This is a genomic window from Massilia aurea (assembly GCF_024753205.1).
Classification (GTDB): Bacteria; Pseudomonadota; Gammaproteobacteria; order Burkholderiales; family Burkholderiaceae_D; genus Telluria; species Telluria aurea.
Genome location: NZ_JANUGZ010000001.1, coordinates 636,633 through 658,513 on the forward strand (window position 1 = coordinate 636,633; position 21,881 = coordinate 658,513).

Sequence of the window (21,881 nt, forward strand, 5' to 3'; positions counted from 1 at the left end):
GTTCCTGGCGTTTAGTGCGCCATCATGCCGTCGTCGGCCGTGATGATGGCGCCGTTGATGAAGTGGGCTTCTTCGGCGGCCAGCAGCAGCAGCAGGCCGTCGAGGTCTTCGGGCCGGCCGGCGCGCTTGCGTGGCAGCATCTCGACAAGTTTGCGGCCCTGCTCGGTCTCGAAATAATCTTCGTTCGCGTCCGTGGCAATGTAGCCGGGGCAGATGGCATTGACGTTGATGCCGTACTTGCCCCACTCCACCGCCATCGCCTTGGTCATCTGCACCACACCGGCCTTGCTCATGCAGTACACGCCGATCTGCGGCAGCACGCGCAGGCCCGCCACCGAGGCGATGTTGACGATGCGATGCTGCTTGCGCGGATCGCCCTTGGCGCGCGCGATCATGCGCTTGGCGGTTTGCTGGGCCACGAAGAACGCGCCGCGCAAATTGGTGTCCATGATGTAGGTGTAGTCATCCTCGCCCACGTCGATCAGGCGCTGGGTTGATGATACGGACGAGTTGTTGATCAGGATATCGATCGGCCCCGCCTCGGTCTCGGCATGGGCGATGGCTGCCTTGATGCTGCCGAGGTCGGTCACATCGAGCCGCACCACGTGGGCGGCGCCGCCGTCGGCTTCGATCTCGGCGCGCAGCTCCTTGAGGCGCTCGACGCGGCGCGACGCCAGCACGACCTGCGCGCCGGCACCGGCCAGGGCCTTGGCGAAACGGGCGCCCAGACCGCTCGATGCGCCGGTGACCATGGCGATCTTTCCTTCAAAATTGACTTCAATGCCCACGTCCGACTCCCCGATGTAAGTACGATCACGAGTTGCGAAAGCACCATGATCCCACAAATGTCCGGTATTCGATTGTCCCTTCTAATAATGCCTTTACAATGGCCGCGATATTGCAATGAACAGCGAAAACCCGCACACTCGTGCTATTTTCTGATTACCGTCATCCCTTTCCCAAAAAAACCATGACAGAGACAACGAATCTTCTCGAACAATACGGCCCACGCGAAGCGATGGAATACGACGTCGTGGTCGTCGGCGGCGGCCCCGCCGGCCTGTCGGCGGCGATCCGCCTGAAACAGCTGGCGCTTGATAAAGGCCAGGAAGTAACGGTCTGCGTGCTGGAAAAAGGCGGCGAGCTGGGCGCGCATATCCTGTCCGGCGCGGTAATGGATCCGCGCGCGATCAACGAACTGATCCCCGACTGGAAAGAAAAAGGCGCGCCGCTCAATACGGCCGTGACCGAAGACCGCGTCTTGTTCCTGAGCGAGACCAAATCGTACGCCACGCCGGCGTTTGCCATCCCGCCAGCACTGGCCAATCACGGCAACTACGTGATCTCGCTGGCCAATGTGGTGCGCTGGCTGGGCCAGCAAGCCGAAGCGCTGGGCGTGGAAATCTTCCCGGGCTTTCCGGCCGCTGAGATCCTGTACAACGAAGACGGCTCGGTCAAGGGCGTCGCCACCGGCAATATGGGGATGAAACGTGACGGCGAGCCGGGCCCGGAATTCCAGCTTGGCATGGAGCTGCATGCGAAGTACACGTTCTTTGCCGAAGGCTCGCGTGGTAATTTGGGCCGCCAGCTGATGGCCAAGTATGAGCTGAACAAGGGCAAGGACCCGCAGACCTACGGCATTGGCATCAAGGAGTTGTGGGAAATCGATCCGGCCAAGCACCAGCCAGGCCTGGTGATCCACACGGCCGGCTGGCCACTGCCGAACGACACCTATGGTGGCTCGTTCCTGTACCACCTGGAAAACAACCAGGTCGCAGTCGGTTATGTCGTCGGCCTGTCGTACCAGAATCCATACCTGTCGCCATACGAAGAATTCCAGCGCTATAAGACGCACCCGGCCATCCGCGGCTTTTTTGAAGGCGGCAAGCGCATCTCGTACGGCGCACGTTCAATTACCGCCGGTGGCCTGCAATCGCTGCCAAAGACCGTCTTCCCGGGCGGCGCGCTGATCGGCTGCGATGCGGGCTTCCTGAACACCAGCCGCATCAAGGGCAGCCACGGCGCGATCAAGACCGGCATGCTGGCGGCCGAAGCGGCGTTTGCCGCGCTGGGCGAAGGCCGCACGAGCGACGAGCTGACGAGTTTCCCTGCCGCGTTCGAAAAATCGTGGCTGCACGAAGAGCTGCACGTGGCGCGCAACTTCAAGCCGTGGATGAGCAAGGGCCTGGTGCTGGGCACGATCATGACCGGCATCGACCAGATCGTGTTCCGTGGCAAGGCACCATGGACGCTGCACCACAAGCATGCCGACCATGAATGCCTGAAGCCCGCGTCGCACTTCAAGCCGATCGTCTATCCGAAGCCGGATGGCAAGCTGACCTTCGACAAGCTGTCGTCAGTGTTCATTTCGAACACCAACCACCGCGAAGACGAACCGATCCACCTGACGCTCAAAAATCCGAGCGTGCCGGTCGACGTCAACCTGGCCAAGTACGCCGGGCCCGAACAGCGTTACTGTCCGGCCGGGGTGTATGAGTACGTCAAGCGCGAAGACGGGGGCGATCGCCTGCAGATCAATGCCCAGAACTGCGTGCACTGCAAGACCTGCGATATCAAGGACCCGACCCAGAACATCGTCTGGGTGACGCCGGAAGGTGGCGGCGGGCCGAACTATCCGAACATGTAATCGGCCTGACCTTCCGTTTTTACTGCTGACTTTGTAAGAATCGTCCTGCAATACCACCGCCAATCTGCTGATTGGCGGTCGACACGAACGGCGTAGCATGGGTCGCTCCTACACCAGTGGCAGGAGGCAGCGATGGGTGATTCCACACGCAGCAATGACCAATCATCGGGGCGTTCAAACCCCGGCATGCAGCAAAACAGCAATCTGCAAAGCGCCAAGCAGGATATTGCTGGCAACAAGCAATCCACCGGGCAGCAAGGTGGCCGCACGCAGGAGGGCAAGCAGCCTGACACCGGTAGCCGGCAAGGTGCCGGTGCCCAACAGCAGAACCAGCAACATGGTGGCCAGCATGCATCTGGTGGCACCCCGGCGCTGGACGACCTGAACGCCGACCGCGCCAGCCGCGACCAGGGTTCGCCGGGCAGCGGGTCCCGGCAAATGGACCAGCAGAGCGACTGGCAAGGCAAGCAGGACAAACAACGCTGACGTGGCACTGTCCACACAAAGCGCGGCGCCATGACTGGGCCGCGCTTTTTTTGCGCCTGTCAGGTCGGCGGCATGCTGCCGGCGTCCTGACCGAACCACTTGAGCGACAGCGCGCGCAGCGTGCCATCCGAACGCGCCTCGCGCAGTGCCTTGTCGATTGCCAGCCTGAACGCCGGACGGCCCTTGCGCAGGGCGATGCCAACGGGCTCAGGCGCGCCAATGCGGGCGCCGGCCTTCAGTGGCAGCTGCGTCTTGCGGATCAGGTATTGCATCAGCAAGCTGTCGTCGAGCAAAGCGTCGATGCGGCCGAAGGCCAGGTCCTGCAGATTCTCGGGCACCGCCGGATAGCGCTTGATCTTGATGCCCGGTACCGCCCTGGCCTGCTGCTCGAAGACGCTGTTCTGGCGCACGCCCAGTGTGCGGCCCTTGAGGTCGGCCAGCGTGCGGTAGCTGGCGCGCTCGTTCTTGCGCACGATGAGCTGGGGCTGCGAATAGCAATATGGTGCGGAAAAGTCGAACGCTTTCGCGCGCTGCGGCGTGATGATGACCTGGCTGATGGCCACATCCACCCTGCCCGCACGCACCGCCGGCAGGATCGCGCTCCATTCGGTCAGCACGAACTGCGGCTCGAGGCCCATGCGCGTGGCAACCGCGCGCGCCACGTCGACATCATGACCGGTCAGCTGCCCGCTTGTCGGGTCCATGAAATTGAATGGGGGATAGGTGCCCTCGAGCGCGATGCGCAGTGTGCCCCGTGTGCCGCGTGCGTCTGCCGGGTCTGCCAGGCCCGCCGCGCCTGCCCATGGCATACACAGTGCGGCAGAGGCTGGCAGCGCCAGCAACTGCTCCAGCACGCGGCGCCGCCCGCCGTTGTCGATCCCTTCGGCCATCCCCTTGCCTCCGCACGGTCAAAGACACGTTATAACCGAAAAGCAGCGGAATGGCACAGGATCAGGACTGCACGACGATCCGCTTCTGTTCGCGCGCCGAGCGGTATACGGCCTCGATGATGCGGATATCGCGCAGGCCTTCTTCGCCAGGCACGAGCGGCTCGCGGTTCTGCATGACGCACTGCGCCATGTGGTCGAGCTGGCCAACCCACTGGTTCGCGTACGGTCCCGGCGGGGGTTTGACCTCGGTCTTGTCGCTGCGTTCCTGGCCCACCCACATGCGCTGGCCGCTGTAGGCAGTGGCTGGCTCCAGTTCGATGCGGCCCTTGTCGCCCATCAGCACAAACTGGTTGCGGTTCGCGCTGTACATCGACATGCACGAGCCGATCGCACCGGACGGGAACTCGAGCTGGAAGTCGATCATGTCTTCCACTTCACGGAAACGCGGGTCGCTGCGGTTGGTGGTTTCCGTGGCAAACACGGCCATCGGCTCTTCGCCGGTCATGTAGCGCGCCGCCTGCAGCGCATAGATGCCAATGTCCATCATCGAGCCGCCGCCCGACTGCGCCTTCTTCATGCGCCAGGTGTTCGCGTCACCCACGACAAAGCCGTGCTCGGAGCGGAAGTAGCGGATATTGCCGATCGCGCCGGCGCGCGCCAGGCGGATGGCCTCGACATTGTGCGGCTCGAAACGCGAGCGGTAGCCGATCATCAGCTTCTTGCCGGCCTTGCGGCAGGCGGCAATCATCTGTTCGCATTCGGCTGGATTGATGGCCATCGGCTTTTCGCACATGACGTGCTTGCCGGCCTGGGCGGCGCGGATCGTGTACTCGGCGTGCATGAACACGGGCAGGCAGATATACACGATGTCGATGTCGGGATTGTCACGGATGCGGTCGAAATCGCTGTACGAATAGATGCCGCGCTCGGGCACGCCATATTCCTGCGCTACCTTCCTTGCCTTGGCGGGGTCGCCGCTGACGAGCGCCACGAGGCGGCTGTGCTGGCAATTCTGGAACTGCGGGATGATGCGGCCCAGGCCGTAGCCGCCCAGGCCCACGATCGCGTAGCCGAGCTTGCGGCCGGTGCTGGCAGCCCAGCCCGGGTTCACTGCGCTTGCCGCCAGAACGCCACCTGCAGCCATGACCAGGCCGCGTCGTTGTAAATCGATCATGCGTGTCTCCTCCAATAAGGTTGCGGGAATGTTATCGTCTTGTGGAGAGAAGGATACAATTGATTCATTTGAAATGATAGCGGTATCACCGCCAGTATTCACCGTTCACCTTGTCAGGAGTTGCCCATGTCCGTGTCCCCCCGTCGTGCCACTTGCCCTGCTACCCGCCGTGTTCCGCTCGTCCACCTGATGCTTGCCGCCAGCGTCGCTGCCATCCTGTCACCAGCAGTATTGGCCGCGCCAGCCGCCAGTTGCAGCGGCAAGGCCCCGTCGGGCGAGCTGAGAGCCGAGCGCATCGCTGCGATCACGCCGTCGCGGGGCGAACCGGGCTTGTATGAGGGGGCGGTATGGACGAATGGTGCGCTGTATTTTTCGGACTTCAGCTTCAGCGAAGGCTTTCCGTCACGCGTGCGCAAGTACACGCCGGGCGGCGATGTCACGACGGCCATTGAGGATGCAGGCAGCAATGGCCTGGCGGTCGACGCCAAGGGTGCGCTGGTCGCGGCCACCCACAAGTACAAGGCGCTGTCGCGCTACGACCTGGCGGACGGCAAGCGCACGAATATCGCCTCACAGTTCCAGGGCCAGGTCTTCAATTCACCGAACGATATCGCCATCGCGGCCGATGGCACGATCTACTTCACCGATCCGGATTACCAGAAAGCTGCGGCGCCCGGCGGCCAGCCGGTGACCGGCATCTATCGCGTGGGGACAGATGGCACGGTGACGCTGGTCGACGGCTCGCGCAAGAATCCCAACGGGATTGCCCTGTCACTTGACGGCAAGACGCTGTACGTGAATGCGAGCGATGGCGCGGTGCGCGCCTACCCGATCAAGAATGGCGTGCCGCAGGCGGGACGCGACCTGATCAAGGGCATCGAGAATGGCGACGGCATGACGCTCGACTGCCACGGCAACCTGTACGTGACGGAACATGCGCCCAAGCGCGTACGGGTATTTTCGCCGCAGGGCCGCGAACTGGCGACGATCCGGGTCGATGCCAATGTCACCAACGTCGCCTTCGGCGGGGTCGACGGCAAGACGCTGTACATCACGGGCGCGGGCGCCGTCTGGCAATTGCCGCTGGAAGTTACGGGACTGCCCTACTGATACCGCTTACCAGCTCGGGCGCGAACCTGGCCCGAAGTTGTGGCCCGTGACCAGCGTGGTGCTCTGCACGAGCGTCGACAAGCCCAGGATCAGCTGGACGAGCTTATCGTCCGGCAACACCCAGATCTGGCCGCGCGGCTGCTCGGCGCCGGTCGCGGCCATGATCAACGGCGCGATCCAGGCAGCGTCGCTGTCGACGTCGAGCAGGATGGCGTCAGCCGTCGTCTGCATATGCACGAGGCCGCCTTCAGCCAGCGCGAAGCAGATGCCGACGCCTGTTTCCTGCGGCGTGATCAGTTCCTGCATGGCGGCATTGTGCTCGTCGATCCAGAGCTCGACGTCTTGCGGCGTCTCGAGCGCGTTCCAGGGGCGGGGTTTGAAGCGGGGTGGTTGTTCTGGCGGGAGGGTCATGTGCTGCAAGCAAAAGGGGACGGGGCGTATCTTACGGCAATTTCCATCGCCGTGGGCCAGGTCCACGCTCGCCAGGGTCACGCTTACATTATGGGATGTCCAGCGTCACGAGCCGCACACTGGCCTGCCCACTCTCGATGATGAGTTCGCCGACCGACACAGGCAGCGTAAACCGGCGCCGCCCAGCCGCTCCAGGATTCACATACAACACGCCACTACGCTCGACGCAGGCCGGCTTGTGCGTGTGACCGGTGACGACAACGCGCACGCCGCTTGCCACCGGGTCGATGGCAAGCTCCTTCAGGTCGTGCAGCATGTGGATGTCGACGCCGCCAAAGGTCACCGTGACGGTCTCAGGCAATGCCCGGGCCCAGGCGCCGCTGTCGTTATTGCCGCGCACGCTCGTGAGCGGGGCGAGTTCGGCCAGGCGCTCGAGCGTGGCCGGATCGACGATGTCGCCGGCATGCAGGATGGCATCGCTACCCTGCAGGAAGTCGAGCGCCTGCGGACGCAGCAGGCCGTGCGTATCGGAGATCAGGCCAATGCGAATGACCACTTACGAACGCTTGCTGCCGGCCATCTTGGCCATCGTGACAACCGAGTACAGCGCCGCCAGGCCAACGAGCACGTAGACAACGCGGGTGAGCGTCGAGCCCGGCGCGAACAGCACGCCGACCATGTCGACGTCGAACAGGCCGACCATGCCCCAGTTGAGGCCACCAATAATCAACAGCACCATCGCAATGTAATCCAGTGCAGACATGGCCGGGCGGCCATGCGTACGCGCCGTCACGCGACGATCGGGAATCGAACGGCGATCCATGGTTGGGGTATTGATTGTTGACATCAGAGCCTCCTGGAAAAGTGACGTGGACACCACCGGGGCGGCGCCCCGGCACTTGCTGTCCATACTAGCCCAGGTTAGCAAACACGCACGCACTGTTGCAGCGCGTGCACACCGCTGCCCCGTCACGGGGCTGCGGCCGCGAACTCAGCCTTTCCAGGTGCGCGCCAGGCCCGTATCGGCATGGATCCAGCCACCGCGCGGACCGCTGCGGTAGTAATAGCCGACGCCGCCGCCACGGAAGCTCTTGATCAGGCCGCCGAGCACTTCTTCGTTCAGGTTGGCGATCCGGATATCGGCCGCCTTGCCGACCAGATGCAGCGACTGGCGCGCTGCCGGGATGCCCTGCTCACGCAGGCGTGCGTTCGATTCCGGCGAACGGTAGCCTGACAAAATTTCGAGCGGCTTGATGATGCCGAAACGGGCGATGAAGGCCTGGGTGCTCCACAGCATCTCGAACAGCTTCGGATCGATGGCTGCGGATGCCTTGCCGTTCACGTCGCGCAGCAGATGGCACAGTTCCTGGTACGCCGACTCGATGACTTCGCCGTCTTTCCAGTACAGCACGTTCGCCGTCTCGCCGCTTTGCGGGCGCGTGACCGACAAGGTACGCGGCTTGACCCAGAAATCGAGGTCAAGTGCCTGCGAGTCGAACAGGTCGGGTGGCGGTTGAAGGTCAGTTGCGGCAGCGGCCAGCGGCGAACCGATGACACCGATGGCGGCAAGGCGCGCGCCCTGATGGAGGAAGTCTCTGCGGGAAGCCATATATGCGTTGGTCTAACTCGTGAATATCGATGGGCCGTACTATAGCGTATTCGTCATGGATAGCACTGTGTGGCGTGCTGCGGGCGTGCAGCGCGCGCGCCCGGTTGCGCTGCGCCGCGCGCTCAGTCGCTGCAGTTGCAGAAGCGCTTGCGCGCGCTGCCTTCGCCGGCGCCGTCGAGCCGCTTCCACATCAGGTCGCTATCGAGGCCGAAACAGGATTTTTCCTTGCCCGCATTGCTGTAGCCGTGGCGTTCGAAGAACGCACTGGCGCCAGCGGGGCTGTGCAGATGCAGCTTGCTGATGTTCCAGGCACGCGCCTGCTCTTCGACCGCCGCCAGCAGCGCCCGGCCCACGCCGCAGCGCAGCGCATCGGGCAGCACGTAACACAGCGCCACCTTGCCGGCCGGGGTCAGCAGCGTCAACCCCACCATCCGCCCTTCGCTCTCGGCGACGACGGCAAAGTTGGCGGGCGCAGCAAACCAGGCCGCAACGGTGGCCGGCGTCTTGTTGCCGAGCCAGGCGTCGAGTAATGCCGGCTGGCCATGGTGGTCGGCACGGCAGCCTTCCTCGATGGAGCGGCGCAGCAGATTGCAGGCTGGCGCAGCGTCGGCGGGAACCGCCTTGCGGATTTCAATACGCGTGGACATCGATCATCAACATAAATACGGTACAAAGACGTGAGGTGGCGACAGTTGGCGCCCCCGGCTTAACACGGGCTCGACTATACACTGAAAGCCAACGACCCTGCTGGCGGCAGGGTCAAGCGCATGATCGGCATAACCATATGACGAAACTATTGTTCCGTTTGACGGTGGCATCGGGGAACATGCACGCTGTCACTCCAACTTCAAGCAAGCGAGACCCACTATGCGCACCACCCCTCCGAACACGCTGCGCCGCTCGATCCTGGCGCTGGTCCTGGCTGCTGGCGGCGCCGTGCCGCTGCACGCCAGCGCTGCCGGGCCCGAGCTGCTGAACGTGTCGTACGACGTCGCCCGTGAATTGTACAAAGAAATCAACCCGGCGTTCATCGCATCGTACAAGCAGCAAAGCGGCCAGACGGTCGAAGTCAAGCAGTCGCACGGCGGCTCGAGCAAGCAGGCGCGCGCCGTGGCCGATGGCTTGGGCGCGTCGGTCGTCACCATGAACCAGGCCAATGACATCGACATGCTGGCCGACCGCGGCCTGGTGGCAAAAGACTGGGCCAAGAAGTTCCCGAACAATGCGGCGCCCTACTACTCGACCATGGTGTTCCTGGTCCGCAAGGGCAATCCTAAGCAGGTGCGCGACTGGCAAGACCTGGCGCGCCCCGGTGTGGCCGTGATCATCCCGAATCCGAAGACCGCCGGCAACGGCCGCTACACCTACCTGGGCGCGTGGGGTTCCGTGATCAAGAAAGGTGGCAACGAAGCCGCTGCCCGCGACCTGGTCTCGAAGATATTCAAGAACGTGCCGATCCTGGACGGCGGCGGCCGCGCCGCCACCACCACCTTCACGCAGCGCCAGATCGGCGACGTGCTCGTGACGTTTGAAAACGAAGTGAGCATGGTGCGCAAGGAGTTCGGTAACGACTTCGAAGTCGTCTACCCGACCAGCTCGATCCTGGCCGAGTCGCCGGTGGCCGTCGTCGACAAGGTCGTCGATCGCCAGAAGCTGCGTCAGCCGGCAACGGCTTACCTGAACTTCCTGTACAGCCCGGTGGGCCAGGAAATCGGCGCCAAGCACTTCATGCGCGTTCGCTCGGAAGCCGTCATGAAGAAGTACGCGGCCAACTACAAGCCGATCAGCCTGTTCACGGTCGATGAGGTCTTCGGCGGCTGGCGCGCAGCGCAAAAGCGCCACTTTGACGATGGCGGCGAGTTCGACAAGATCTACACCGCGAAGTAATCTGCATCACCTCACAACAGCCCTGCCACGTGCAGGGCTGTTTGCATTTGGTCACGCCAATCAGCTCAGTCGACATTTCTGTGCGACATGTCCTATTAATAATATGCACCTGTAATGCCCTATTTCGATAGAAAATTGGGTTTAGACAGGGGAATTTTCTCGTGCACCATAGACATGCGTAGCCGATGAATGCTATCTTGCCTGCCTTCTAGTTGCCCTAGAAACAGATGTTGATCCGCGCCGCCCGGCGCCCAGCTCCATCAACCTCAACCCAGATTCCAGACAGACATGATCAAACACCTGTTCGCCACGGCCCTGATGACGTTGTCGGCCGCGGCATTCGCCGTGCCGTTCGGCTCCCAGTCCGTCCTCGTCGTTGAAAACGACACCGGCAAAATCCTCCTTGAAAAAAATGCCGATACGGTCGTCCCGATTGCCTCGCTGACCAAGCTGATGACGGCAATGGTCGTGCTCGACGCCAAGCTCGACATGAACGAGCAGATCGAGATCGACCGCGACGACGTCGACCGCGTCAAGTTCAGCAGCTCGCGCGTGCCGGTCGGCGCCAGCATCTCGCGCAGCGACGTGCTGCACCTGGCGCTGATGTCCTCGGACAATCGCGCCGCCGCTGCGCTTGCCCGTACCTACCCGGGCGGTAACGAAGCCTTCAAGGCTGCCGTACGCCGCAAGATCCGCGCGCTGGGCATGACCCAGACCACGATCGAAGAGCCGACCGGCCTGTCGCCGCAGAACCGCTCCACCGCAGGCGACCTGGTCAAGATGGCCGTTGCGTCGGTCCGGTACCCGGATATCGTGCGCATGACCACCGAGACGAAGGAAATGATCGACATCAATGGCCGCGGCGTCGAATACCATAACACCAACCGCCTGGTCGGCGCCAAGGGCTGGGACATCGGCCTGTCGAAGACCGGCTACACGAATGAAGCGGGCCGCTGCCTGATCATGAACATCACGGCAGCCGGCAAGAAGGCAACGCTCGTGCTGCTCAACGCCGGCGCGTCGTCGGCCCGCGTGCTCGACGCACTGAACATCCGCCGTTTCATGACCGGCGACGCCGCGCCCGTGGCCCGTGTGGCGAGCGCTGCACGCGCCGCCACCGGCGGTCCGCGCATCAAGGCCAGCGCCGGTGGCGTGAAAGCAAAAGCCCGCACGAAGGTCGTCAAGTCGAAGGTCCAGGCAACCAAGAACCGCAAGGTCGCCAAGGTCAAGACGACGCGCAAGCGCCGCGACTAAGCACGTGTTTGATGGGATCAAGGGGCCGCGAGGCCCCTTTTTCTCGCCTTTACGGTTTGACGAACGACAGCATGTGGGCGTCCACCCACTTGTGTCCCAATTTGAGCCGCTTGCGCGCGATGCCTTCGTCGAACGCCCCGGCCTTGCGTGCGGTGTTCAAACTCGCGTCGTTACCAACGGCGACCACAATTTCGAGACGCTGCACGTCAAGTTCCGTCCAGGCGTAATCGGTGAGCGCGCGAATCGCCGCCGACGCTGCTCCATTGCGCTGCCACGATTGGCGCACCCAGTAACTCAGGTTGCAGAATCCGTGCAGCCCGTTGATCTGGTTCAAGCCGCAGCCGCCGACGAACACGCCGGATGTACGGTCGAAGATAGCGAATTCGAAGCACGTCGCTTCCGCCAGTCCTTTTTCGCACGTCGCGATCCAGGCAAGGGCATCGTTCATTGAAAACTGCGCCGTCGCCCAGGGCATCCACGGCGCGAGCGTCGGCGTCGACTCGACAATGGCCGCAACCAGTGCCGGCGCATCGCCAGGGACATAAGGGCGGAGGACGAAATCGTTGGAAAACAGCATGGGACGCCCCTGTTCATTGCACATCCGGCCCGGCACGTTTTACCGGGTGGCAGCTGCCTTCACCACGAGCGCATCCATGACCTGCCCGGTCGCCGCCATGACGTCACCGGCATCCTGGATCCTGTTCGCCTGCTGTACTTGCGATGGCGACACGAGATAGGTGCCGTCGATGACGACGGTTGGGGTGCCAGTCACCTTGTAGGCGTCGACCATCTGGCTCAGACGTTTGAGCCTCGTCTGGACGCCGAACGAGTTCCACGTGTCGGCAAACGCCGCCTTGTCGAGTGCATTCTCGCCCGCCCACGCGATGATGTCGGCGTCCTTCATCAGGCGCTTGCGCTCGACGTGCACGGCATTGAAGACGCGCCCGTGATAGGCATCGAGCTTGCCCATCGCCTCGAGCGTCAGGAACAGGCGCGCTTCCGGATCGTTCGGGCCCTGGAACGGCAGCGGCACGCGGCGCAGCGCGATCCGGTCGCCCTGCTGCTTGACCCAGTTCTTCAGCGTCGGTTCGAACGCATTGCAGGCGCCGCAGTGATACGCGAAGAATTCGATCACCTCGATCTTTTTGCCCTCGGCCTGGGTTGGCTGCGGCGCAGCCAGTGTCGTGAAGTCTGCACCATCGCGCGGCGCGGTTGGCGAAGCGTTGGCAAGACCGGCCACCAGGGCAGCGGCGATGAGGGCAAGTCGCAGGGCGCGCATATCGATCCTTTTCAGTATGAAGCAAACATTCTAGCGGACGGGGACGCCGTCAAATGCGCGCATTCTCACGACGCTGGATGGGTGCCCCATTACGCCACCAGATCGCGCAACCCACTCGTGCGGTGCGTGCGGCTGGCAATCGCTTCCTGCAGCACGTCGCCGCCCGGCGTCACGAGCGTAAACACCTCGCTGGCGCGCGTGATGCCCGTGTAGACCAGCTCGCGTGTGAGCACCGCGTTGCGCTCGCGCGGCAGCGCCAGCACCGTGTGGCGAAACTCCGAGCCCTGCGATTTGTGCACGGTCATCGCGAACGCCGTTTCGACATTGCGCAGGCGCGTGGCCAGCACGCTGCGCACCGCGTCGCCTTCGAGGAAGTACACGCGCAGCGCGCCGGCGCGCGCCGGATCCGGCAGCGTGACGCCAATATCGCCGTTGAACACGCGCGTCGAGTAGTCGTTGCGCGTGACCATGACCGGCCGACCGACATACCACTCGGCGCCATGGCGCAGCAAGTGACTGGCCGCGAGCCGTTTTTCGATGGCTTCGTTCAGGCCCGCCACACCCCACTCGCCATCGCGCACCGCGCACAGGATGCGGAAGGTCTCGAAACTGAGCAGGATCCGGCGCACCCAGTCTTCGTGCTCGCCACTGGCGCCGTCGCGCAGCAGTTGCAGGTATGGCGCATAGCCGGCATGCGCCAGTTGCAGGAGCTGGGCCGGCTGCGCATGCTCGAGCCAGCGTACGCTCTCGTCCCCGGCGCGCAGGACCTGTTCGGCGCGCGCGGTGTCGCCGCCATTAACCGCCAGCGCCAGTTGGCCGATCGGCCCGCCGAAGCGGCGGCTGTAGCGCAGCATCACGGTTTGCTGGGCCAGCGCGCCGCCGTCGCCGCGATAGATGTCCGGGATGATTTCGCCGCTCGCGGCCTCGATGTAGTCGATCGTCGCTGCGCTGTAGTGGCCTTCGTGCGCGGCATGGCACAGGTCACCCAGCACCGCGCCCGCCTCCACCGACGCCAGCTGGTCCTTGTCACCCAGCAGAATCAGGGTCGCGCCAACGGGCAGCGCATCGAGCAGGCTCGCCATCATTTCCAGGTGCACCATCGATGCCTCGTCGACGATCAGCACATCGACGTCGAGCGGATTGCCGCGGTGGTGCGCGAACGCGCGCGTATCGGGGCGCGCCCCGAGCAGGCTGTGGAGCGTGCGCGCAGCACCCATGCGCGCCGTCAGTTCGCGCAGCGGCAGATCGCCACCGACACGATCCGCCAGTTCATTCAAGGCCTTGTCAATGGACTGCTTCAGGCGCGCTGCCGCCTTGCCCGTCGGTGCGGCCAGCGCCACGCGCTGGCGGCCTGCTTCCGGCGCCGTCGCGAACAACAGGGCCAGCAGGCGCGCTACCGTGTAGGTCTTGCCGGTGCCGGGGCCGCCCGTAATGATCGCCACCGAACTGCGCAGCGCCACGGCGCAGGCGAGCTTTTGCCAGTCCGGTCCCTGCGCGCCAGGCTGCGCCGCGAACAGCTTGTCGAGCCAGCTGCGCACGAGCGGTGTATCCACCGGATGCGTGGCCGCCGCGCGCTCGCGCACGGCCTGCGCCACCAGTGTCTCGTCGCGCCAGTAACGCCGCAGGTACAGGCGCTGGCCATCGAGCACCAGCGGCTGGTCGAGATCGAATTCGCCCCGGATCCAGACCTGCTGGCAATGCGCCAGCAGCTTGCTCCACCCTGCCACGCCGCGCGGCAGCGGCGCCGCCGCCTGCGCCAGCTGGCGCCACAGGTCGTCGCTCCAGCCCAGCAGCAGCGCCGGCCCGGCGGCCAGGTCGTCCAGCTGCAGGCAGCTGTGGCCATGGCCTTCGAGCTCGGACAGCACCGCCGCCGCCAGGATCAGCGCCGGCGGCGCGTCGCCCAGTTGCGCAATGAAGCGCGCGAACGCGCCCGACAGGCGACGCAGCTCACCCGCTTCGGTCAGCGCACCGATCTCGCGCCACAGACCGTCGATATCGGCATCAAGCTTCGCCATGTATATCCTTGTCCAGCAAGCGTTCCAGTCCATCCAGCAGCTCGAGGTCGGGCGCCAGCACCCAGCAGCCGCGCGTCACCGGATTGGCGATCCCGCGCAGGAACATGAAGACGGCGCCGCCCAGCTGGTATTCGGGCTCGTAAGCGTCGCCCAGGCGCGCGCGCAGCAGTCGGTGCAGGGCCAGCAGGTAGATGCTGCCCTGGATCTCGTAGCGGTGCTCGGCCATCCCCGCAGTCATTGCGGCCTGGCTGTACGACGCGTCGCCCGGCCCCAGCGCATTGGACTTGTAGTCCAGCACCCAGTAGCGGCCTTCGTGCTCGAACACCAGGTCGGCAAAGCCCTTGAGCATCCCATGCAGCACACGCTCGGGCAGCACGGGCCGCTCAAGTCCGCCCAGCAGATGTGTGCGGCACAGCGCGTCCAGGCGCTGCAGGTCGAGGTGCTCGCTCGGGAACCAGAACTCCATCTCGGGCAGCACGCCGTGCAGGTCGCGCAGGCGCGCATTCAGTGGCGGCAATGGCGTATCGACGATCTCGCGCAGCCACGCCAGCGCATCGGACAGGCGGTGGCCCCAGCCCGCACGTTCGATATGCTGCACCAGGCGCGTCTCGCAGTTCGGTTCGTCCAGACAGGCAAAACCTTCGCGCGCCAGCCATTCGAGCCGCTCGTGCATGAAGTTGCCCGGCACCGAGCCGCGCGGGAAACGGTGCCATGGCGCGTCCTCGATGCGGGGCGGCGTGGCTGCCTGCGGCACGTCCTCCATCAGCGTCTGGTCCTGCGCGCGCATCGGCGTGGGCGGCGCGATCGCATGGCGCGTGAGCGACGTGAACGAGCCGACCGACCAGTCGCGCTCGAATTCGGCGCGGTAGCGCGGCGCATCGAGCAAGTCGGGGCGGATGTCCTGGCGCGACAGCATCGTCAACTCATCCGGTTCAGCCAACGCGTGCAGCGAGATGCCGTCAGCGCTGCTCGCCACGACATCGAAGTGCCCGCGCAGCGCCTCGGCGGCGATCGCGTCGCCGCCGGCCAGCAGATAGCCAAGGGCCGATTCGTGCAGCTTGTTCTCGCCCTTGCGCGTGCCGGAGACGGCCGCTGCGCCGAGCCACAGGAAGTGGCGCGCACGCGTCAGCGCGACGTACAGCAGGCGCAGGTCTTCCTCGATGCGGGCGCGGTCGACCACCGCCAGCGCGTCGTCGGTCAGGGCCAGGTCGAGATGGCGCATGCCGGCATCGTCCACGTACTCGAAGAACGCGCGGTTGCGGCGGTTGGTGGCGCGCGCCGTCACGGCGAACGGCAGGTACACCAGCGGGTATTCCAGGCCTTTCGACTTGTGGACCGTGACGACCTTGACCAGTTCGGCGTCGCTTTCCAGGCGCAGCACGCGCTCGTCGCCGCTCGAACCCAGCCCATCGATCTGTTCGGCGAACCAGCGGATCAGCGCCTGTTCGCCCTCGAGCTGGCTGCTGGCCTCCTGCAGCAGTTCGGCCAGGTGCAGCAGATTGGTCAGGCGCCGCTCGCCGCCCGGTTCGCGCAGCAGGCGTGCCGGCAGTCCCAGTTCGTGGATGAAGCGGCGCAGCATCGCCAGCACGCCCTGACGCTGCCAGCTCCCGTGCAGCGCCTTGAGTTGCTCGACGCGGGCTTCCCAGACCATCTCGTCATGCGAGAACTGCGCTAGTTCAGACAGCCCCAGGCCGGCAGTGGCGGTGGCAAACGCCGCCCGCGCCAGCGCGCCATCGAGCGGATTGGCCACCGCGTACAGCCAGCGCAGCACGTCCGCCGCTTCGTCGCTCTCGACGACCGAGTCCTTGTCGGACAGGTAGACGCTGGCCACCTTGCGCCGCATCAGCGCGCGCCGGATGGCGCCGGCTTCGCGCCGGTCGCGCACGAGGATTGCGATATCGGCCGGCATCAGGCGCGTGAATCCATCGGTCTCCCCGGTGCCGTCGTCGAAGCCCACGCGCGCATCGTTGAGCAGGCCGACAATGTGTTCGGCGCAGTGATGGGCAAACACATCGCGGTAGTCGTCGGCCTTCAGGTCGGCGCGGTCCACGATGTTCACGGTCAGTGCGCCAGTGGCATCGCCCATGCCCACAAGATGGCGGCGATGGCCTTGCGCCTTGACCGCGTCGAACGGCAGCGGGTTGTCGTCGCCGCGCCGGAACCGGAACGCCGCGCCCGGATGCGCGCCCTCTGCATGCAGGAACAGGCCATTGACAGCGCTCACGAGTGGCGCGGTCGAGCGGTAATTGGTGTCGAGCTGGTAGTGGCGGCCAGCGGTGGCACGGCGCGCAGCCAGGTAGCTGTGGATGTCAGCACCGCGAAAGCCGTAGATCGACTGCTTCGGGTCGCCAATCAAGAACAACCCGTGCTCCACGTCGTTCGCCTCGACCCGGTACAGCAGGTCGAAGATGCGGTACTGGTCGGGCGACGTGTCCTGGAATTCATCGACCAGCGCCACCGGATACTGACCCACGATGCGCGCGCGCAGCGCGGCGCCGTTCTCGCCTTCGAGCGCAACCTTCAGGCGTTCGAGCATGTCGGCAAAGCCGAACTGGCGGTTGCGCCGTTTGAGCTCCTGCATGCGCGCGCCGATATGGCCGGCGGCGTGGCGCAGCAGCGCGTGGGCGATCGGGTCGAGCGCAGCGAGGCTGGCCTGCAGCGCGGCGGTGGCGTCGAAACAGTCCGGCACGTCGGTCGAAAAGTCCTTGCTGAACGCATCGGCGATGCCGTCCGGGGTCAGGCGGCGCCACGCCGTTTCGGTCAAGTCGGGCATGTGGCGCGCCGGGTCCGTGGCCCACGCGCGCAGCGCCTCGAACCATTTAACGAGCGAATCGGCGCGCATTTTATTGCCGTTGAAGCACTTGGGCTGGCGCTCGCGGTGACCGGCGATCCAGCGCTCCATCTCGTGGGCGCGCTCGAACCAGCCGTCCTTCAGGCGCATCAGCTCTTCGCGCTGCGCCTTGGCCAGCCGCGCCACCAGCTGCTTAAGTGGTTCGGTCGCGAGCGCGCCGAGCAAGGCGTCGCGCCGCACCAGCTCGCGCACGCTCGTCTTGAGCGCCTCGACGTCACGCCAGCTGTCCATCACGATCGCCAGCGAATCGGCGCCCAGCGGATAGACCTGCTGGCGCCAGTAATCGTGCGCGGCGTCCTCGAACAGTTCGCGCTCGTCGCTGACCAGTTCTTCGTCGAACAGGCTGCCGCTGTCGAAGGCGTGCTCGCGCAGCATGCGCTGGCACCAGGCGTCGATCGTGAAGATCGCTGCCTCGTCCATCGTCTCGGCGGCCATGAACAGGCGGTGCCCGGCGATCTGGCGCTCGCTGCCTGCCGTGTAGCTGGCGGCCAGTTCGTGCAGGTACGGATCGACCATGTCGAGTTCACCGCGGAAGTAGCTTGCTGCCTGCACCAGCCGCTCGCGCACGCGATTGGCCAGTTCGCGCGTGGCGGCGCGCGTGAACGTCATTACCAGGATTTCGGATGGCAGCAGTGGCCGCACGAACGCATCCTGCCCGCCATGCCCCAGCACCAGGCGCACGTAGAGCGCGGCGATGGTCCAGGTCTTGCCGGTGCCGGCCGATGCTTCGATCAGGCGCGAGCCGTGCAGCGGGAAATCGACCGGTTCAAGTTTGGTGCTCATCTTTTTTTCTCATGTAGCCGACTCCTGCAACGGCCTGATCTTGACGCAGTCCTGCATCCAGCGTGCCAACGGTCCATACAGTTCCTCGGCCAGATCGGGCCAGCCGCCGGCGCTCTTCAACGCGTCGAAGTCCGGCCACAGGCGCGCCAGGCACAGGTCATCGACCTCACCGCGCAGCTCGAAGCCGCCATCGTAAGTCGCGCGCGGATCGCCCTGCGCCAGGTGACTCAGGGCCGTCTTGCACGCCACCGGCAGCGGACTGTCCAGATTGGCCCGCCACAGGCGCACCAAGTCGCGCAGCGTCTCAAGCGCCGCCTCCTGCGCCAGCGGCGCCATCTCGAGCACCCCGTCACGCGCCACCAGATAACCCGTCACGGGATTGCCGGCAGCGGCGGCCGCAAGCTGGCGCAGCCATGGCGCGATCAATTTGTCGCCGCGTGGATTGCCGGCCCGGTCCAGCACCTTCGACGAGATCTGCATCAGCCACGCACTGCCCTCACCGCTCGAACGCAGGCGATCGATCCAGTCGTCCAGATGGATGTCACCCAGCAGCAGGCTGACGGCGAATTTCGGCGCCGCTTGCGGGAAGCGCGCGCCCAGACGCAGCCACTCGGTGCGCACGGGCGCCAGGCTCTCGACCAGCTGCTCTTGCCACATGCGCCCCATCAGGCCGATCGGCAGCACGCCTTCGCGCGCCAGACGTTCGGCGCGCACCGCCAGCGTGGCGCGCACGTCGCCGATGGCCTCGGCCTCGCCGCTGTCGTCCAGCAGGTGGTCTTCGATCTGGTAACGCTCCAGCGCATCGAGGCCAAACGGCTCTTCGTCGTCGCCCACGTGCGCGGCATCGGCAAACACGACGCCCAGCCGGCGGCGGAAGAAAAAGCGCGCCGGCTGGCGCAGGAAACTGGCCAGTTCGCCCAGCTTGAGGACAAAATCGGGTTCAAGCTCGTAGGCCGGCAGCGCATCATCGACGGGACGGTCATCGGTGCCATGCGCGGTGCGCCATTCGCCCGCGTACGTGAGCAGACCGCCGCGCTGGAAGTAGCGCCGGCTGAACGGCTGCAGCGGATGCTCGGTCGTGATGTGATGCAGGTCGTCCATGTCCCAGCCGGCCTTCAGGTAGTCGCGCAACTGCGCCACCAGCACCGATGGCGGCTGCTCGCTGTTGTCACGCACATTGCGCCCGACCCAGCTCACGTAGAACTTGTCGCGCGCAGCCAGCAAAGCCTCGAGCATCAGGTAGCGGTCGTCGTCGCGCCGGGAACGATCACCGGGACGCGCCATGCCGGGCAGCGCCAGCAGGTCGAAGTCGGACGGGCGCGCGCGGCGCGGAAAGTCGCCATCGTTCATGCCCAGCAGGCAGACGGCGCGAAACGGCACCGCGCGCATCGGCATCAGGGTGCAGAAGGTCACGCCGCCCGACACGAACTGGTGATTCAGCGTGGGCGCATCGAGTTCATTCATCCACGCTTCGCGCAGCACCGCCAGCGGCACCGGCTCATCGAAGCCGGCCCCGGCGCAGGTCTCGAGCCAGCACTGCAGACCCTCGCCCAGGTTCGACAGCGTCAGGCGGTCGGCTTCGTCGCCGGCCGCATAAAAGCACGACAGCATCTCGCGCGCCGCCTCGCCCCATTCGGCTGGCCGCAGCGATGCATCGAGCCGGCCGCGCCACGTCAGCAGGCATTCGACCAGTTGGGCGAGCGAGCCGGCCAGCGCGGCATCGAGGCCACCGACTTCGGCGTACGGCTCGATGTCGCCGAAACTGGCGCCGGCGCCGCTGGCGTAACCCAGCAGCATGCGGCGCACACCGAAGATCCAGGCATTCTGCTCGCCCGTCATTCCCAGGCCCAGGCCCGCGCGGTGGTCGTGGTCCAGGCCCCAGCGCACGCCGGCGCCATCGATCCAGCGGCCCAGGATCGGCAGGTCCTCGCTCGTCACGCCAAAGCGGCGCGCGACGGCAGGCACGTCGAGCAGGTCGCGCACCTCGCTCTGGCGGCAGCGCTGCTGGGGCAGGCGCAGCAGCCACTCGAGCGAGACCAGCAGCGGATTGACGCTGCGGTCGCGCACGTCGCCGATCTCGAACGGGATGTGGCGCGGATCGTGGCGCCGGTGCTGGTCGAACACCGCGTGGATCGCAGGCGAGAACGCATCGATATCGGGCACCATCACCACCACGTCGCGCGGGCGCAGCGTCGGGTCGTCTGCAAACCACGACAGCAACTGGTCGTGCAGCACCTCGATTTCGCGCTGCACGCTGTGCGTGACGTGGAACTCGATCGAACGATCATCCAGCATCGGCGGCACATGCGGGTGCTCGGACAGCGGCACCAGGTCGCGCACCGCGGCCTGGACCTGCGACAGCAGCGTGCCGCCATCGTCATCGGTGAACAGGTCGACGCGCAGCGGCGCAGGCTGGCCTGCGCCGCTTTCTCCACCTTCGCCGCGTTCGCCGCGTTCGCCAGCCTCGTGCTGCTGGTCGAATTCATCGAGCATGCGCACGAAATCGCGGCCTTGCCTCCCCCAGCTGGCCAGCAGCGGGTGGCTGTGGACATGCATTTCCTCGATCGGGATCGTGCCCAGGTCGACGCCCTCGCGCTGCGGCTGGCGGCGGCGCGCCGCCTTGAGCAGCTGGCTGCCTTCGATGATGTCGCCCCAGTAGAACTGGCACGGATTGGGTACCGCGAACAGCACCTGCGTGTGGCGCGCCAGCGCCGAGATCGCTTGCAGCGTTTGGTACGGCAGCGTCGACATCCCGAACAGCACCACGCGGCGCGGCAGCCGGCTGGCCGGCGCAACGTCCGCCGCGACGGCGGCGAGGAACTGGTCGTGGATGGTGGCGCGGCCGCTCTCGCGCTGCGCCTCGGGCAGGCTCGCGTGCACGGCGCGCCACAGGCAGGCTTGCCAGCGCTGCTCGGGCGCGAGCGGAACCACGTCGCCACTCGCGCGGCGCAGCACATCGCGGCCCGCAGCCCAATCGGCCAGCCAGTCGGCGCGGTACACCTGGTACTGGTCGTACAGGTCGGCTACGCGCTCGGCCAGTTGCAGGCGGCGCTCGGCGTCGCCATCGGCGAGAAAGCGCGCCAGTGGCGCGTAGCCGTCGTCCTGCAGCAGCGTCGGCAACAGGCGCATCAGGCGCCAGGTGAGCGGATCCTTGTCGAACGGCGCGCGCTGCGGCACGCGCTCACGTCCCAGCATGCCCCGGTAGGCTTCCCACATGAAGCGCGCCGGCAGCGCCACGCGGGTGGCGGCGCAGACGCCGTTTTCCTCGGCCAGCGCAATCTTGAGCCACTCGGCCACGCCATTCGACTGGACGAGAAAAATCTCTTCCTCGAGCGGGCCCAAAGGATGGTTGCGCAGCCAGTCGAAGACGGCGCTGCGCAGCAGCTCCATCTGGTTACCGTGGAGGATCAAGAGACCGGGAGTGATCGGGGCAGACATGCGCTGGGCGTGGGCAATCGGGACCAAAGCATACCGCGTTTGGCCCC

The 21,881-nt window shown here is 65.4% G+C and carries 18 protein-coding genes; 5 read left to right on the forward strand and 13 right to left on the reverse strand.

Annotated features, from left to right (window positions below; translation table 11 throughout):
* Positions 1-11: 11 nt before the first annotated feature.
* Positions 12-788: an SDR family oxidoreductase gene (locus tag NX775_RS02610; RefSeq protein WP_183553104.1), complete on the reverse strand. Its 777-nt coding sequence runs from the start codon at positions 786-788 to the stop codon at positions 12-14.
* Between the two features lie 182 nt (positions 789-970).
* Here NX775_RS02610 and NX775_RS02615 point away from each other — a divergent pair, with 182 nt between their 5' ends.
* Both NX775_RS02615 and NX775_RS02620 read left to right on the forward strand, forming a co-directional pair.
* Positions 971-2,647, forward strand: coding sequence for an electron transfer flavoprotein-ubiquinone oxidoreductase (locus tag NX775_RS02615; RefSeq protein ID WP_258834578.1), 1,677 nt, complete (start codon positions 971-973; stop codon positions 2,645-2,647).
* A 132-nt stretch (positions 2,648-2,779) separates the two neighbouring features.
* Positions 2,780-3,133: a hypothetical protein gene (locus tag NX775_RS02620; protein WP_258834579.1), complete on the forward strand. Its 354-nt coding sequence runs from the start codon at positions 2,780-2,782 to the stop codon at positions 3,131-3,133.
* Positions 3,134-3,192: 59 nt separating this feature from the next.
* On the opposite strand, the gene NX775_RS02625 is transcribed toward NX775_RS02620, so the two are convergent.
* Positions 3,193-4,023 (reverse strand): transporter substrate-binding domain-containing protein, encoded by an 831-nt coding sequence (locus NX775_RS02625; RefSeq protein ID WP_258834580.1) that lies wholly within the window; start codon positions 4,021-4,023, stop codon positions 3,193-3,195.
* Between the two features lie 61 nt (positions 4,024-4,084).
* On the reverse strand, positions 4,085-5,197 hold the full coding sequence (locus NX775_RS02630) for a Gfo/Idh/MocA family protein (protein ID WP_258834581.1): 1,113 nt from the start codon (positions 5,195-5,197) through the stop codon (positions 4,085-4,087).
* Between the two features lie 126 nt (positions 5,198-5,323).
* Between NX775_RS02630 and NX775_RS02635 the strand changes: the two genes are divergently transcribed.
* A complete protein-coding gene (locus tag NX775_RS02635) occupies positions 5,324-6,307 on the forward strand; it encodes an SMP-30/gluconolactonase/LRE family protein (RefSeq protein ID WP_258834582.1) in 984 nt (327 codons plus the stop codon).
* A gap of 6 nt (positions 6,308-6,313) precedes the next feature.
* Here NX775_RS02635 and NX775_RS02640 read toward each other — a convergent pair whose 3' ends face one another.
* The 5 genes from NX775_RS02640 to NX775_RS02660 all read right to left on the reverse strand — a co-directional run bounded on the left by NX775_RS02640 (position 6,314) and on the right by NX775_RS02660 (position 8,974).
* Entirely contained in the window at positions 6,314-6,718 is a 405-nt protein-coding gene (locus NX775_RS02640; protein WP_183553116.1) for a hypothetical protein, read from the reverse strand.
* 88 nt (positions 6,719-6,806) lie between these two features.
* Positions 6,807-7,268 carry a metallophosphoesterase family protein gene (locus NX775_RS02645; protein WP_258835096.1) on the reverse strand — a complete coding sequence of 154 codons (462 nt, stop codon included), beginning with the start codon at positions 7,266-7,268 and terminating at the stop codon, positions 6,807-6,809.
* Between the two features lie 6 nt (positions 7,269-7,274).
* Entirely contained in the window at positions 7,275-7,565 is a 291-nt protein-coding gene (locus tag NX775_RS02650) for a DUF378 domain-containing protein (protein ID WP_258834583.1), read from the reverse strand.
* Between the two features lie 144 nt (positions 7,566-7,709).
* Positions 7,710-8,327, reverse strand: a complete 618-nt coding sequence (locus NX775_RS02655; RefSeq protein WP_258834584.1) for a YcbK family protein — start codon at positions 8,325-8,327, stop codon at positions 7,710-7,712.
* A gap of 122 nt (positions 8,328-8,449) precedes the next feature.
* The gene (locus NX775_RS02660) at positions 8,450-8,974 is read right to left on the reverse strand and encodes a GNAT family N-acetyltransferase (protein WP_258834585.1); all 525 of its coding nucleotides are present in this window, start codon (positions 8,972-8,974) and stop codon (positions 8,450-8,452) included.
* Between the two features lie 220 nt (positions 8,975-9,194).
* On the opposite strand from NX775_RS02660, the gene NX775_RS02665 reads away from it, so the two are divergent.
* Together NX775_RS02665 and NX775_RS02670 are read left to right on the forward strand one after the other, a co-directional pair.
* Positions 9,195-10,214: a sulfate ABC transporter substrate-binding protein gene (locus NX775_RS02665; RefSeq protein ID WP_258834586.1), complete on the forward strand. Its 1,020-nt coding sequence runs from the start codon at positions 9,195-9,197 to the stop codon at positions 10,212-10,214.
* Positions 10,215-10,502: 288 nt separating this feature from the next.
* Positions 10,503-11,468 (forward strand): serine hydrolase, encoded by a 966-nt coding sequence (locus NX775_RS02670; RefSeq protein WP_258834587.1) that lies wholly within the window; start codon positions 10,503-10,505, stop codon positions 11,466-11,468.
* 49 nt (positions 11,469-11,517) lie between these two features.
* Here the strand turns inward: NX775_RS02670 and NX775_RS02675 are convergent, their stop codons facing one another.
* From NX775_RS02675 to recC, 5 genes are all read right to left on the reverse strand, one after another.
* On the reverse strand, positions 11,518-12,045 hold the full coding sequence (locus tag NX775_RS02675; RefSeq protein WP_258834588.1) for a GNAT family N-acetyltransferase: 528 nt from the start codon (positions 12,043-12,045) through the stop codon (positions 11,518-11,520).
* A gap of 39 nt (positions 12,046-12,084) precedes the next feature.
* Positions 12,085-12,747 (reverse strand): thiol:disulfide interchange protein DsbA/DsbL, encoded by a 663-nt coding sequence (locus NX775_RS02680; RefSeq protein ID WP_258834589.1) that lies wholly within the window; start codon positions 12,745-12,747, stop codon positions 12,085-12,087.
* An 89-nt stretch (positions 12,748-12,836) separates the two neighbouring features.
* Positions 12,837-14,762: an exodeoxyribonuclease V subunit alpha gene (gene recD, locus NX775_RS02685; RefSeq protein ID WP_258834590.1), complete on the reverse strand. Its 1,926-nt coding sequence runs from the start codon at positions 14,760-14,762 to the stop codon at positions 12,837-12,839.
* Positions 14,749-18,396, reverse strand: coding sequence for an exodeoxyribonuclease V subunit beta (gene recB, locus NX775_RS02690; protein WP_258834591.1), 3,648 nt, complete (start codon positions 18,394-18,396; stop codon positions 14,749-14,751). Before recB ends, recD begins: the two co-directional genes overlap by 14 nt.
* A 9-nt stretch (positions 18,397-18,405) precedes the next feature.
* Complete coding sequence (gene recC / locus NX775_RS02695) at positions 18,406-21,834, reverse strand: exodeoxyribonuclease V subunit gamma (RefSeq protein WP_258834592.1); 3,429 nt, start codon at positions 21,832-21,834, stop codon at positions 18,406-18,408.
* Positions 21,835-21,881: the final 47 nt, after the last annotated feature.